Origin of the sequence: Tateyamaria algicola, from assembly GCF_047715485.1 — a bacterium.
GTDB lineage: Bacteria > Pseudomonadota > Alphaproteobacteria > Rhodobacterales > Rhodobacteraceae > Tateyamaria.
On record NZ_CP180422.1, the window covers coordinates 3794134 to 3807052 of the forward strand.

Sequence of the window (12919 nt, forward strand, 5' to 3'; positions counted from 1 at the left end):
GATCGGTTTGATATGCAGGTCCGGAACCTCCAAGGGAGAGACGGGCATGAAATACGAGACCCTGACTTATGCGCTGGATGACGGCGTCGCACTGATCACGCTGAACCGGCCGGACAAGATGAACGCGCTAACCACGCAGATGCGGGCCGAGATCGACGTGGCGGTGACCCATGCGGGCAAACAGGCGCGTGTCGTGGTGCTGACCGGGGCTGGCCGTGCCTTCTGCTCGGGGCAGGATCTGGGCGATCGGGCCAATGCCGCGAACCTTGATCTGGAACGTACGTTGCGGGACGAATACACGCCCATGCTGACCGCGATCATCGACTGCCCGGTGCCTACGATTGCCGCCGTCAACGGCGCGGCTGCCGGGGCAGGGGCCAACCTGGCGCTGGCCTGCGATGTGGTGATCGCATCCGAAAGCGCCTATTTCCTGCAGGCCTTTACCCGGATCGGTTTGATCCCGGATGCGGGGGGCACCTATGTGATGCCGCGCACCATGGGCATGGCCAAGGCGATGGGCGCGGCCCTGTTTGCGGACAAGATCAGCGCGAGACAGGCAGACGCCTGGGGGTTGATCTGGGAAGCGGTGGCAGATGACGATTTCGACACCCAGTGGCGCGCGCGCGCCGCGCATCTGGCCCATGGGCCGACACAGGCCTTTGCCGCTGCCAAGCGCGTGATCCGTGCGAGCTGGGCCAACGACCTTGAGAAACAGTTGGAAACCGAGGCGTCCGAGCAGGGGGCCTGTGGCCAAAGCCGGGATTTCCGGGAGGGTGTTCTGGCCTTTGTCGAAAAGCGCAAACCGGATTTCGAAGGGCGCTGAACGTTAAAAAAACGCAAGCGCCTGTGCGGGCGCTTGCGTCTTGTTTTGCAGATAGGTTGATCCGGATCAGGCGTTCGGATCAAAGACCGAGGTGGACACACCTGTTGTCAGAGCGATCTGGGCCGCAGTGACCACACCGGCCCCGCCTGTCACGCGGGCCAGAACCTCACCACCAAGCGAGATCACCGCGTCCGCACCATCGTCGACAACTGTCACGACAGGCGCTGCGGCTGCGCCGAGATCATCAAGGACGATGAAAAGCTCATCTTCGCCAGCGGTATAGTCGGTGATCAGCGCCTCGCCCAGGCCGTTGCCCGCGCTGTCTGCAATGATGCCGAAGTCATCTGGTCCGTTGCCACCGGTTGCCGTGTCACCGGCGCCAAAGAACAGCACGTCAGAGGCGTTGCCGCCATCCAGCGTGTCGGCTGCGCCGTCATCGTCAAGGAACACCGTGTCCCCCAGCGCGATGCCAGTGGCCTCGGCCAGTGTTTCGCCGTCACGGATGTTGTCCAGCTCGCCCGTGGTGAGCGGATCAGCCAGCAACTCGCCGCTGACCAGCACGTCCTGCGCCTCGCCACCGCTGAGCACGTCAGAGCCCAGGCCGCCGACAACCGTATCGTTCTGCGTGCCGCCATTGACGCTGTCGTCGCCGTCATTGCCATCGACCCAGTCCGCGCCAGCGTTGCCCGACAGGGTGTCATCGCCGCCACGGCCCTGGATCAGGTCGTCGTCGGCGTTGCCGGTGATGCGGTCAAACCCGCCCTGACCCTGGATCACGTCGGCACCCGCGCCGCCTGTGATCGTGTCGGCACCGTTGCCGCCCAGGAGATCGTCGTCACCGCCGGCACCGTTGATCTGTTCGTCTTCGCCGCCACCGGTCAGGGTGTCTGCGTCGTCAGTACCGTTGATTTCGGTGACATCCGGTGTCTCGATGGGCTGGACGACTTCAATCTGGTCGGCGGTCAGTTGGCCAGCGGCCCCTGTCACGCGGCCCAGTTCCTCGCCATCGAGGCTGATCACGGCGTCGTCGCCATCGTCGGCCACGGTGATTTCGGAATCGGCTGGCACGTCATCGGACTGGAAGTAGACAAAGATCGTGTCGTCTTCGGCTGTGTAGTCCTGGATCACGGCAGGGCCGGACTCTCCGCCAGCGGACTCTGCCAAAATGGCAAAGCCATCCTCGCCGTTGCCGCCCCGTGCCGTGTCGCCTTCACCAAAGATCATCAGGTCGTCGCCGCCACCGCCAACGACCGTGTCCGCGTCGCCGTCGTCCTCCAGATCAAAGCTGGAGATCAGATCGCCGCTCAGCACGTCTTCGAGGGACACGCCGTCGCGCAGCTGGTCCAGTTGTGCGTTCGAGAGGGGGGTGCCGGGAACTTCGCCCGCGATGATCAGGTCGTCATCCGCCCGTCCAAAGATCGCGTCCGCACCGTCGCCGCCAATCACCACGTCATTGCCCGCACCGCCGCGTACAAAGTCGTCGCCGTCATTGCCGTCAACCCAGTCATTGCCCGAGAAGCCCTGTACGGTGTCGTCCTGTCCGCGGCCCTGCATGGCATCGTTGCCTTCGTTGCCGATCAGGACGTCTTCGCCGCCCTGGCCCTGGATCAGGTCATTGCCTGCGCCGCCTTCGATAGTGTCGGCCCCCAGACCGCCCAGAAGGTCATCGTCGCCATCGCCACCAACAAGGGAGTCGGCACCGTCTGTTCCCGTCAGTGCAACATCATCAGCGTCGGAATCGGATTCAGTAGAAAGTGAGCCTGCGAGCAATGCAGGAAATAATGACAACAAGAATAGCATTTTAGACACCTCGGCGAGCTGGTTAACGGATGATTAATTGACCCATAATTTTGTGAGCGTACGGTGCCGGTCTGTCAAGAATTCAGGGCCATGAAGGTTAACTTGTCACCAATCTTTGGAAATTGCGGGCATTGTTCCAGATTGGAAACAATCAAGTTTTTCGCTAATTCATTGTTTTAACGTTGAAAAGGCCCGCAGCGCGAGGCGTGCGGGCCTTTTTGTTTGTATACTATTCTGGGTTGTTATTCCCAGGTCAATTCCGTGCAACGAATTGCACTGGGAATCGGTTAACGGCGTTCGATGTCCACGTAATCGCGTTGCGTTTCGCCCAAATACAACTGACGCGGGCGGCCAATCTTGTTTTGTGGATCGGCAATCATTTCTTTCCACTGGCTGATCCAGCCGACCGTACGGCTGAGCGCAAAGATGGGGGTGAACATCGAGGTCGGGAAACCCATCGCCTCGAGGATGACGCCGGAATAGAAATCCACGTTCGGGAACAGTTTCTTTTCGGCGAAATAGGGATCGGCAAGGGCGGCCTGTTCCAGTTCCTTGGCAACAGCCAGCACCGGATTGTTTTCCACACCGAGCAGTTCCAGCACCTCGTCCGCCGACTGCTTCATCACCGTCGCGCGGGGATCGAAGTTCTTGTAGACGCGGTGGCCAAAGCCCATCAGGCGGAACGGATCGTTCTTGTCCTTGGCGCGGGCGATGAATTCGGGGATGCGCTCGACGCTGCCGATTTCCTTGAGCATCTCGAGGCAGGCCTGGTTTGCGCCCCCATGCGCAGGCCCCCAGAGGCAGGCGATACCGGCCGCGATACAGGCAAACGGGTTCGCCCCCGAGGACGAGGCCAGACGCACGGTCGAGGTCGAGGCGTTCTGTTCGTGATCGGCGTGCAGCGTAAAGATACGGTCCATCGCGCGGGACAGGATCGGGTTCACTTCGTAATCTTCCGCAGGCACGGCAAAGCACATGCGCAGGAAGTTCGAGGCATAGTCCAGATCGTTGCGCGGATAGATGAAGGGCTGGCCGATCGAGAACTTGTAGGCCCAGGCCGCAATCGTCGGCATCTTGGCGATCAGGCGGATCGAGGCGACCTCGCGCTGGTGCGCATCATGGATGTCGGTGGAATCGTGGTAGAAGGCCGACATCGCCCCAACCACACCGGTCATGATCGCCATCGGGTGCGCGTCGCGGCGGAACCCGCGATAGAAATAGACCATCTGTTCGTGCAGCATGGTGTGGTTGGTCACCAGGTTTTCGAACTCTTCCAACTGTTTGGCCGAAGGCAGATCACCGTAAAGCAGCAGGTAACAGACCTCGAGATAGTGGGATTTCTCGGCCAGCTGGTCGATGGGGTAGCCACGGTGCAGCAGCACGCCCTTGTCCCCGTCGATGAACGTGATCGTGCTGTCGCAGCTCGCCGTCGAGGTGTATCCGGGATCGTAGGTGAACACGCCCGCCTGGCCATAGAGCTTGCGGATATCAAGCACATCTGGCCCCGCAGTGGGCGAGTGCATGGGCAGGTCGTATGTATCGTCACCAATTGAAAGTTTTGCGGATTTGGGTGCGTCAGCCATCAGGGTCGTTCCTTTCGTCGCAGGGCGAGTGAGCCCCGCCTTGGGCCACAGATCGTGGCCCCATCGTTAGACTGCGCACCTTGAACGAATTATGAACCCCGTCAGGCGGCAGCTTCCTCGAGCCTGGCAAGGGTTTCTTCGCGACCCAGAACCAGCATCATGTCAAAGACTGAAGGCGTTACGGCCCGTCCTGCCAAGGCGGCTCGAAGAGGCCCTGCAAGCTTGCCGAATTTGGTGTCCTGTGCCGCAGCAAAATCGTTCAGGACCGCCTCCAAAGCGTCACGCTCCCACCTAACGGTTCGCAGGTGCGGCGTCAATTGGCTCAGTATACCACGGGATACCGGATCAAGCGCTTTCGCGGCCTTGTCATCGGGTGCTATCGGGCGTTCTGTCAGGATAAAATGCGCTTTATCAAGGAGTTCTGGGAATGTCTTGGACCGCTCTTTGACATAGGGCAGCGCGGCGCGCAAACCGTCTTGCCGGGAAATTGTGATCGCTGGCAGCCCGGCAGCCGCCAAAAAAGCGATAATTTCATGCTGCAACGCAGCGTCATCCGCCTGCGCCATGTGCTGACCACACAGATTTTCGAGTTTCTTGACATCAAACCGCGCCGGACTTTTGCCAATTCCGCCCAGATCGAACCACTCTTTCGCCTGCGCGTCCGTGAAAAATTCGTCGTCCCCGTGGCTCCACCCCAGACGGGCCAGATAGTTGCGCATGCCGGCGGCCGGATAGCCCATCGCCTGGTATTCCTGCGCCCCCAGCGCGCCGTGGCGTTTGGACAGTTTCTTGCCATCCGCCCCGTGGATCAGCGGGATGTGCGCCCAGGTCGGCACGTCCCATCCCATCGCGTCATAGATCATCATCTGGCGCGCCGCGTTGTTAAGGTGATCATCCCCCCGGATCACGTGGGTCACGCCCATGTCGTGATCGTCCACCACCACGGCCAGCATGTAGACGGGCGTGCCGTCGGCGCGCAGCATGACCATATCGTCCAACTGGTCGTTGCGTATGGTCACGTCGCCCTGCACCTGATCGCGGATCACGGTTTCGCCGTCCTGCGGTGCCTTGATGCGCACGACATAGGGCAGATCGGGGAATGTCACCGGATCGGCATCGCGCCAGGGCGAGTGGAACAGGGTCGACCGCCCCTCGGCCCGCGCCGCATCCCGGAAGGCGGCGATTTCGTCCTGGGTCGAGAAACACTTGTACGCCTTGCCCTCGGCCAGCAACTGGTTGGCGACCTCGGCATGGCGGTCTGCGCGCGCGAACTGGCTGATCGGCTCGCCGTCATGGTCCAGGCCCAGCCAGGCCAAACCGTCCAGAATGGCCTGCGTCGCCTCGGGGGTCGATCGGGCGCGGTCCGTGTCTTCGATCCGCAGCAGGAACTTGCCGCCGCGCCCCCGGGCATAGAGCCAGTTGAACAGCGCCGTACGCGCGCCGCCGATGTGCAGAAAGCCCGTGGGCGAAGGGGCAAAGCGGGTGACGAGGTCTTGGGCCATGGGGGTGTGTTTACCTTTGCTTAACCAAGGAGGTTCTACGGTTTGGCCTCCTGATACTCACCATGAGCGACAGGGGCAAGCATGGGCCTATGGTGGTATTTCTCGGATGCGATGTTGCATCAGCGGGGCAGTCTGTTTGGCTGGTTGCCCGTCGGCATGGCTGTGGGGATTGCGGTGTTCTTTGGGCTGCGGTTCGAGCCGTCGATTGCGCTGATTGCCGGTGTCGCCGTCGCAGGTTTGGCGCTGGTGGCCTTGGCCCGCTCGACGCATGAAAGCCTGTCGCCGATCCCCGTTTTCATCGCCATGATCGCGCTTGGCTTTGTGCTCGCCGCGTGGCGGGCGCATTCGGTTGCGGGCCCGGTGCTTGACTGGCGCTATTATGGACCTGTCGAGGGGCGCATCGTGGGCATGGACCGCAGCGGGACAGATGCGGTGCGCCTGACCCTCGATCACGTCAAGCTGGACCGCGTCTCGCCCGCTGACACACCGACGCGCGTGCGGATTTCGCTGCACGGCGATGCGGGCCTTGGTGTGACACCCCAACCGGGCCTGCGGGTGATGACCACCGCACATCTTAGCCCACCCGGAGGGCCTGTCGAACCGGGTGGGTTCGATTTTCAGCGCCATGCCTGGTTCGCCGAATTGGGCGCTGTGGGCTATGCCCGCGTGCCTTTGGTCGCCATATCCGAGGCGGAGTTCGATTTGCGCCAGACGATTTTTCGCATCCGCATGACCGCCTCTGCCCGCGTGCGGGAGGTGCTGCCGGGAGACGTTGGTGGGTTTGCCGCCGCCGTCACAACGGGGGATCGCAGCGGCATCAGTCAGGATGCATTGCTGGATCTGCGGGCCTCGAATACGGCGCATCTGCTGGCCATTTCGGGGCTGCATATGGGCCTGCTCAGCGGCTTTGTGTTCGGATTGCTACGTTTGATCTTTGCGCTGATCCCTTTCGTGGCCCTTCACTGGCCTGCGCGCAAACTGGCTGCGGGCGGGGCGCTGATCGCGGCGTCGGTCTACCTTGCGCTGTCGGGGGGCAATGTCGCGACCGAACGTGCTTTTGTCATGGTCGCGGTGGCCTTGTGCGCCGTGATGGTGAACCGCCGCGCGCTGAGCCTGCGCGCTGTGGCCATGGCGGCGCTGATCGTGCTGACCCTGCGGCCAGAAGCGTTGATGGGGCCGGGGTTCCAGATGTCCTTTGCTGCAACCACGGCGCTTGTGGCCGTTTTTGGCTGGATGCGCGATGCGCAGTGGTCTATCGGGCCGAAATGGATACAACCCGCCGTGGCCGTTGTCATTTCCTCGGCCGTCGCGGGGCTGGCCACCGCACCGATTGGGGCGGCGCATTTCAACGCAGTGTCGCATTATGGGCTGATCGCGAACCTAGCCAGCGTGCCGTTGATGGGCGCGCTGGTGATCCCGGCAGCGGTTCTGGCGCTTGCGCTGGCCCCGGTCGGGGGTGAGGCGATTGGCCTGTGGCTGATGGGCCTCGGCTTGCAGTGGATTCTCTGGGTGGCCGATTGGGTGGCCAACCTGGATGGCGCGCGCGGGTTCGTGGCGGGGCCGGGGCCTTGGGTTCTGCCGATGATGGCGCTTGGGGCCTTGTTCGTTATCTTGTGGCAGGGGCGCAGCCGCTTTGCCGGGATCGCGGCTGTGATCGGGGCGCTTGCGCTGTGGCAGGTGGGCGAACGCCCGTCCATCCTGATCGCCGACACCGGGGGCCTTGTCGGGGTGATGACACCCGAGGGCCGTGCCCTCAGCCGTCCCAAAGGGGCCGGGTTTGTTGCGCGCAACTGGCTTGAGAACGATGGCGACGGGGTGGATCAGGACCGCGCGGCGGCGCGGTGGGACGCGGGGGCGCCCGGTATTGTGCACCTCAGCGGCAAGCGCGCCATCGGCAGTTTTGCCGGATGCGCGCCGGGGCAGATTGTGGTCGCGAATGCCGAAGTGGATGGGAACGGGGCGCAGGCCTGCCTGATCCTCGCACCGAAATTGCTGCGCCGGACGGGCGCTGTTGCCGTGCTGGGGCAGGGGAACAAGGCGCGCCTTGTCACAGCGCGGGATTGGACGGGCGATAGAATGTGGTCTGGCTGGGCAAAATACGCGGTTCCGGACATAGCATTGCCCTCGGGGCTGGAACGCATTGTCAGCAAAACGGAGTAAGGCGGACTTTCCAGTCCGCCTTTCATAGCCGCTCAGCGCGCGGTCTCGTCACCACCCGTAAGGCGCACCTGTGGTGCGCTATCGGTCAATATGTGCGGATCAATCCCACCAGCTTGCCCTGTACCTTCACATGGCCCACCGGAAAGACACGCGTTTCGTAAGCTGGGTTGGCCGCCTCAAGCGCGATGGTGTCACCGCGCCGCATATAGCGTTTCAGCGTCGCCTCGTGATCCTCGACCAGGGCCACAACGATGTCGCCATTGTCAGCCGCTGCCGTTTCGCGGATCACCACGACATCGCCATCGTTGATCCCGGCCTCGATCATCGAATCGCCTTTGACTTCAAGCGCATAGTGATCGCCCTGACCCGACAGCATCTGCCCCGGCACAGCGACCGAATGGGACACTTCGGAGATTGCGGAAATCGGAACACCCGCCGCGATCCGGCCCATGACGGGCAGTTCGACCGCATGCATGGCGCTGACGGGCAGCGAGGATGCAGGCGGGGGCACGTCGGGTTTGTCGCCGTCGATCACCTTGGGGGTAAAGCCGGTGGGCGCACCCCCAGGCTCTCGGGCAGTTTCACCACTTCGATTGCGCGGGCACGGTGGGCAAGACGGCGGATGAATCCGCGTTCTTCTAGCGCCGTGATCAGCCGGTGGATGCCGGATTTCGAGCGCAAATCCAGCGCCTCTTTCATTTCGTCAAAGCTGGGCGGTACGCCGTCGCGTTGCACCCGTTTGTGGATGAATTCCAGCAGATCAAGCTGCTTTTTCGTCAACATGCCCCGTCCTCCGAGTTGGGATCACCAAACCGCGTTGGTTTCCGTTTGTTCTACGGACGTTCCTGTTTTGTGTCAACACTTAGCCAAGAAGGATGGTATCCACCGGCGCGCCAACCGGGCGGGGCGGGTCATTCGGGGGGCGTACGATCAGTGCATTCGCGCGCGCCAGCACGGACAAGAGCGAGCTGTCCTGAAGCCCTGCATCGCGCACGTTCCCCGCTTCGACGATGGCCCGCATATAGTGTTCGCGCGGTCCGTTCGCGTCCAGCGGGGCCGACAGGGGCAGGGACACGCGCGGTGCCGTCCTTTGCCCCAGACCCAGCATCGCGTTCAGCATCGGGGTCAGGAAAACGGTGCCGCACACCATGGCAGACACCGGATTGCCGGGCAGGCCGACCATGGGCACACCGTTCAGCCGCCCGGCCATCAGTGGTTTCCCGGGCCGCATGGCGACTTTGTAAAACGCCTGCTCCATCCCCAGACCGGCTGCAACACCGGCCACCAGATCGTGATCGCCCACAGATGCCCCGCCGATTGTGACAATCAGATCGGCCCCCTCAGTCAGGCCAAGGACCGTGCGCAGAGACGCTTCGGTGTCGCGTGCGATGGGCAGGATGCGGGGTACGGCACCAAGCTGTTCCAGCATTGCCGACAGGCCGAAGGTGTTCGACGCGATGATCTGATCCGGGCCGGGTGTTTCGCCCGGCACAACCAGTTCATCGCCGGTCGAGATAAGCGCGACCACGGGTTTGCGCCGCACCGGTACTTCGGCAATGTTCATCGCAGCCAACAGCGCGACATCGCCGGGGCTGAGGCGGCGCGGCGCCTCCAGTTCCATCCCTTCGGCGAAATCGACGCCAGCGGGGCGGATGTTGTCCTTGGGGCCGGGATCGTCGGTGATGGTGATCAAATCACCACTGCGCGTGACATCTTCCTGGATCACGATCTTGTCTGCGCCCTCGGGCACTGGCGCGCCGGTAAAGATGCGCACCGCCTGACCGGCGCCGAGTGTACCTTGCCACCGATGGCCCGCTGCCGCCTCGCCTACGACCTTGAACTGAGCGTGCAGGTCGGCCTCGACCCCCTTGATCGCATAGCCGTCCATGGAAGAGGCGGCAAAGGGCGGCTGGGTGCGGCGGGCTGTGACCGGTTCGGCGAGGATACGGCCGCCCGCAGCGCGCAGGGGCACGGTTTCGACTGCAACCGGATCAGCAAGCGCAAAGAGATGATCCAGAGCCTGCGCAACGGTGATCATGTCGCCGTGTACCGCCCTGATTTTCCACCATCTTTCAAGACGACGCGGATGCCGCCAATCTCCATGCCCTTGTCCACGGCCTTGGTCATGTCATAGACTGTCAGCGCACAGGTGGAGGCAGCAGTGAGCGCTTCCATCTCGACCCCTGTCTGGCCCGTTGTCTTGACCGTTGCGGTGATGCGCAGGCCGGGCAGGTCGGTGTCGGGTTCCAGATCGACGGACACTTTGGTGATGGGCAGCGGGTGACAGAGTGGGATGAGGTCGGCAGTACGTTTGGCGGCCATGATCCCGGCCAGTCGGGCCACGCCCATGACGTCGCCCTTCTTGGCGCGGCCTTGCGTAATGATATCAAGGGTTTCCGGCAGCATCTTAATGTGCCCCTTGGCCACGGCGATGCGATCCGTGATGTCCTTGTCGGACACGTCGACCATATGCGCGGCCCCGTCTCGGTCAAAATGCGTCAGGGCCATCTACATACCCCCGCCGGAGACAAGCGGATTTGCGAGCAGCGCGCGGGTGGCGGCCGATACATCGTCCTGGCGCATCAGGCTTTCCCCGATCAGGAAGGTGCGCGCGCCGTACATCGCCAGATCGGCGAGGTCTTCGGGCGTGTTCAACCCGCTTTCGGCTACGATGGTACGATCCGCTGGCACCCGTTTGGACAGCTGCCGCGTGGTGTCGAGCGTTGTCTCGAAGGTTTTGAGATTGCGGTTGTTGATCCCCATCAGCGGGCTTTTGAGCGCGGTTGCGCGGTCCAGTTCTTCGGCATCATGCACTTCGATCAGAACGTCCATGCCCCAGTCCTGTGCGGCATGTTCCAGTTCCAGCGCCTGCGCGTCGCTGACCGAGGCCATGATGATCAGGATGCAGTCTGCCCCCAGCGCGCGCGCCTCGGCGACCTGATAGGTGTCGTACATGAAGTCCTTGCGCAAGGCAGGCAGTTCGCAGGCCGCGCGGGCCTGTGTCAGGAAGTCCTTGGCACCTTGAAAGCTGGGGGTGTCCGTCAGCACCGACAGGCAGGTCGCCCCACCTTCCTCATAAGCCTGGGCCAGTGCGGCCGGGTCGAAATCGGCCCGGATCAGGCCCTTGGAGGGGCTGGCTTTCTTGATCTCGGCAATCAGGCCGTAGCCTTCGCGGTTGGCGCGTTGCAGCGCGTCCGTGAACGGACGCACCGGCCCGGCATCGCGCGCTTCGGCCTCGACCGCTTCAAGCGGTTTGGCCTCCTTGTCGGCGGCGACCTCTTCGAGCTTGTAGGCTTTGATCTTGTCGAGAATCGTGTCTGTCATGGGTTCGGTTCTTTGTGGTTGGGGCGGGACCGAGGGGCCAGCCCCTCGGGCTCCCCGCGATTTTTGGAACAGAGAAGGGTCAGGCGGCCTCTTGCGTGATCTCTGCGACCGCCTTGATCTTAGCTTTTGCGGCTCCGCTGTCGATGCTTGTCTGGGCCTGGGCGACCCCTTCCTTGAGGTCGGTGGCATGCCCGGCGACTTTCAGGGCGGCCGCAGCGTTCAGCAGCACCGCATCGCGGTAGGCGCCGGGCGCCCCATCGAGCAGGGCGCGGAAGGCAGCGGCGTTGTCTTCGGGTGTGCCGCCGACGATGTCCTCGAACGGGTGGGTTGGCAGGCCCGCCTCTTCGGGGTGCAGTTCGAAATCGGTGATGGCCCCGTTTTCGAGGGCCGAGACCCATGAGATGCCGGTGATCGTCAGCTCATCCGTGCCGTCCGATCCGTGCACAAGCCACGCCGCGTCTGATCCCAGTTGGCCAAGTGTTTCGGCCATTGGGCGGATCAGGTCGCGCGAAAACGCGCCCGTCAGCTGCCGTTTGACCCCGGCGGGGTTGGTCAGGGGGCCGAGGATGTTGAAGATTGTCCGCGTGCCCAACTCGGCCCGCGTGGGCATGACGTGGGCGATCGCCGGGTGATGCATGGGCGCCATCATGAACCCGATGCCTGCGTTTTGCAGCGCCTTTTCAACAGTTTGCGGGCCGACCATCACGTTGATGCCCATCTGGCCCAAAGCATCTGCCGCGCCGGATTTCGAACTGAGATTGCGGTTGCCGTGTTTGGCGACCGTCACGCCCGCACCGGCTACGACAAAGGCCGTGGCGGTCGAGATGTTGAGCGTGCCCTTGCCATCGCCGCCCGTGCCCACGATGTCCATCGCGCCCTTGGGCGCCGCAACCGCGTTGCACTTGGCGCGCATCACGGCGGCAGCGGCGGCATACTCATTCACCGTTTCACCACGTGTGCGCAGGGCCATCAGCAGCCCGCCAATCTGGCTGGGCGTTGCTTCGCCCTCAAAGAGAATTTCGAAGGCCGCCCGTGCCTGGCCGGGCGTTAGCGGGCCGTTTGCGGCCGCATCAATCAGGGGCTTGAGTGCGTCACTCATGCCGCCACCGGCATCAGGTCGACAAAGTTCTTGAGCAGCGCGTGCCCATGTTCGGAACGGATCGATTCCGGGTGAAACTGCACGCCGTGCATGGGCAATTCGCGGTGGGACAGGCCCATGATCGTGCCGTCGTCGATCTCTGCCGTGATCTCGAGGCAGTCGGGTAGGCTTTCCCGTTCGACTGTCAGGGAGTGATAGCGCGTGGCCTCGAACGGGGTGGGCAGGCCCGCGAATACGCCCGTGCCCGTGTGATGCATCGTCCCCAGCTTGCCATGCACAATGTCGGGCGCGCGCACCACCTTACCGCCAAAGGTCTGGCCGATGGTCTGGTGGCCCAGGCACACGCCCATCAGCGGCGTGCGGGTTTCAGCCGCCGCCGCCGTCAGGGCAAGGCAGATGCCAGCCTGGTCGGGATCGCAGGGGCCGGGTGAGAGCAAGATGCCATTGGGGCGCATGCCCATCGCCTCTTGCACATCCAGCGCATCGTTGCGGCGCACAACCACATCCGTGCCCAATTCGCCCAGATAATGCACCAGGTTATATGTGAAACTGTCGTAATTATCGATCAGCAGCAGCATCGCAAAATCTCATGTTCCAAGGGGGGCCAATGGCCCTTATAGTTGCGGCC

10 protein-coding genes and 1 pseudogene are annotated in these 12919 nt (G+C 63.0%); 2 read left to right on the forward strand and 9 right to left on the reverse strand.

Translation table 11 applies throughout. From position 1 onward, the window contains the following. Positions 1 to 46: 46 nt before the first annotated feature. Complete coding sequence (locus tag ACMHLQ_RS21195; RefSeq protein WP_415402654.1) at positions 47 to 823, forward strand: enoyl-CoA hydratase-related protein; 777 nt, start codon at positions 47 to 49, stop codon at positions 821 to 823. Positions 824 to 889: 66 nt separating this feature from the next. Here the strand turns inward: ACMHLQ_RS21195 and ACMHLQ_RS21200 are convergent, their stop codons facing one another. The 3 genes from ACMHLQ_RS21200 to gltX form a co-directional block, all read right to left on the reverse strand. Then, on the reverse strand, positions 890 to 2623 hold the full coding sequence (locus ACMHLQ_RS21200; protein ID WP_415402655.1) for a calcium-binding protein: 1734 nt from the start codon (positions 2621 to 2623) through the stop codon (positions 890 to 892). Between the two features lie 287 nt (positions 2624 to 2910). Continuing rightward, the gene (gene gltA / locus ACMHLQ_RS21205) at positions 2911 to 4206 is read right to left on the reverse strand and encodes a citrate synthase (RefSeq protein ID WP_415402656.1); all 1296 of its coding nucleotides are present in this window, start codon (positions 4204 to 4206) and stop codon (positions 2911 to 2913) included. Positions 4207 to 4307: 101 nt separating this feature from the next. After that, positions 4308 to 5708 (reverse strand): glutamate--tRNA ligase, encoded by a 1401-nt coding sequence (gltX, locus tag ACMHLQ_RS21210; protein WP_415402657.1) that lies wholly within the window; start codon positions 5706 to 5708, stop codon positions 4308 to 4310. 81 nt (positions 5709 to 5789) lie between these two features. Here gltX and ACMHLQ_RS21215 point away from each other — a divergent pair, with 81 nt between their 5' ends. After that, a complete protein-coding gene (locus tag ACMHLQ_RS21215) occupies positions 5790 to 7868 on the forward strand; it encodes a ComEC/Rec2 family competence protein (RefSeq protein ID WP_415402658.1) in 2079 nt (692 codons plus the stop codon). An 85-nt stretch (positions 7869 to 7953) separates the two neighbouring features. Here the strand turns inward: ACMHLQ_RS21215 and lexA are convergent. From lexA to ACMHLQ_RS21245, 6 genes and pseudogenes are all read right to left on the reverse strand, one after another. Continuing rightward, positions 7954 to 8651, reverse strand: a pseudogene (lexA, locus tag ACMHLQ_RS21220) (transcriptional repressor LexA). 79 nt (positions 8652 to 8730) lie between these two features. Continuing rightward, a complete protein-coding gene (gene glp / locus ACMHLQ_RS21225; RefSeq protein WP_415402659.1) occupies positions 8731 to 9906 on the reverse strand; it encodes a gephyrin-like molybdotransferase Glp in 1176 nt (391 codons plus the stop codon). Continuing rightward, entirely contained in the window at positions 9903 to 10376 is a 474-nt protein-coding gene (gene moaC, locus ACMHLQ_RS21230; protein WP_415402660.1) for a cyclic pyranopterin monophosphate synthase MoaC, read from the reverse strand. The genes glp and moaC overlap by 4 nt, the downstream gene beginning before the upstream one ends. Continuing rightward, positions 10377 to 11192, reverse strand: a complete 816-nt coding sequence (trpC, locus tag ACMHLQ_RS21235; RefSeq protein WP_415402661.1) for an indole-3-glycerol phosphate synthase TrpC — start codon at positions 11190 to 11192, stop codon at positions 10377 to 10379. 79 nt (positions 11193 to 11271) lie between these two features. Next, positions 11272 to 12291, reverse strand: a complete 1020-nt coding sequence (trpD, locus tag ACMHLQ_RS21240; RefSeq protein ID WP_415402662.1) for an anthranilate phosphoribosyltransferase — start codon at positions 12289 to 12291, stop codon at positions 11272 to 11274. Then, on the reverse strand, positions 12288 to 12869 hold the full coding sequence (locus tag ACMHLQ_RS21245; RefSeq protein ID WP_415402663.1) for an anthranilate synthase component II: 582 nt from the start codon (positions 12867 to 12869) through the stop codon (positions 12288 to 12290). The genes trpD and ACMHLQ_RS21245 overlap by 4 nt, the downstream gene beginning before the upstream one ends. Between the last annotated feature and the right edge of the window lie 50 nt (positions 12870 to 12919).

What these genes read in the sequence shown, in the direction of transcription:
- moaC (WP_415402660.1), bottom strand. Translation starts at nt 10,376, where the DNA reads ATGGCCCTGACGCATTTTGACCGAGACGGGGCCGCGCATATGGTCGAC.
- trpC (WP_415402661.1), bottom strand. Translation starts at nt 11,192, where the DNA reads ATGACAGACACGATTCTCGACAAGATCAAAGCCTACAAGCTCGAAGAG.
- trpD (WP_415402662.1), bottom strand. Translation starts at nt 12,291, where the DNA reads ATGAGTGACGCACTCAAGCCCCTGATTGATGCGGCCGCAAACGGCCCG.
- ACMHLQ_RS21215 (WP_415402658.1), top strand. Translation starts at nt 5,790, where the DNA reads ATGGGCCTATGGTGGTATTTCTCGGATGCGATGTTGCATCAGCGGGGC.
- ACMHLQ_RS21195 (WP_415402654.1), top strand. Translation starts at nt 47, where the DNA reads ATGAAATACGAGACCCTGACTTATGCGCTGGATGACGGCGTCGCACTG.
- glp (WP_415402659.1), bottom strand. Translation starts at nt 9,906, where the DNA reads ATGATCACCGTTGCGCAGGCTCTGGATCATCTCTTTGCGCTTGCTGAT.
- gltA (WP_415402656.1), bottom strand. Translation starts at nt 4,206, where the DNA reads ATGGCTGACGCACCCAAATCCGCAAAACTTTCAATTGGTGACGATACA.
- ACMHLQ_RS21245 (WP_415402663.1), bottom strand. Translation starts at nt 12,869, where the DNA reads ATGCTGCTGCTGATCGATAATTACGACAGTTTCACATATAACCTGGTG.
- ACMHLQ_RS21200 (WP_415402655.1), bottom strand. Translation starts at nt 2,623, where the DNA reads ATGCTATTCTTGTTGTCATTATTTCCTGCATTGCTCGCAGGCTCACTT.
- gltX (WP_415402657.1), bottom strand. Translation starts at nt 5,708, where the DNA reads ATGGCCCAAGACCTCGTCACCCGCTTTGCCCCTTCGCCCACGGGCTTT.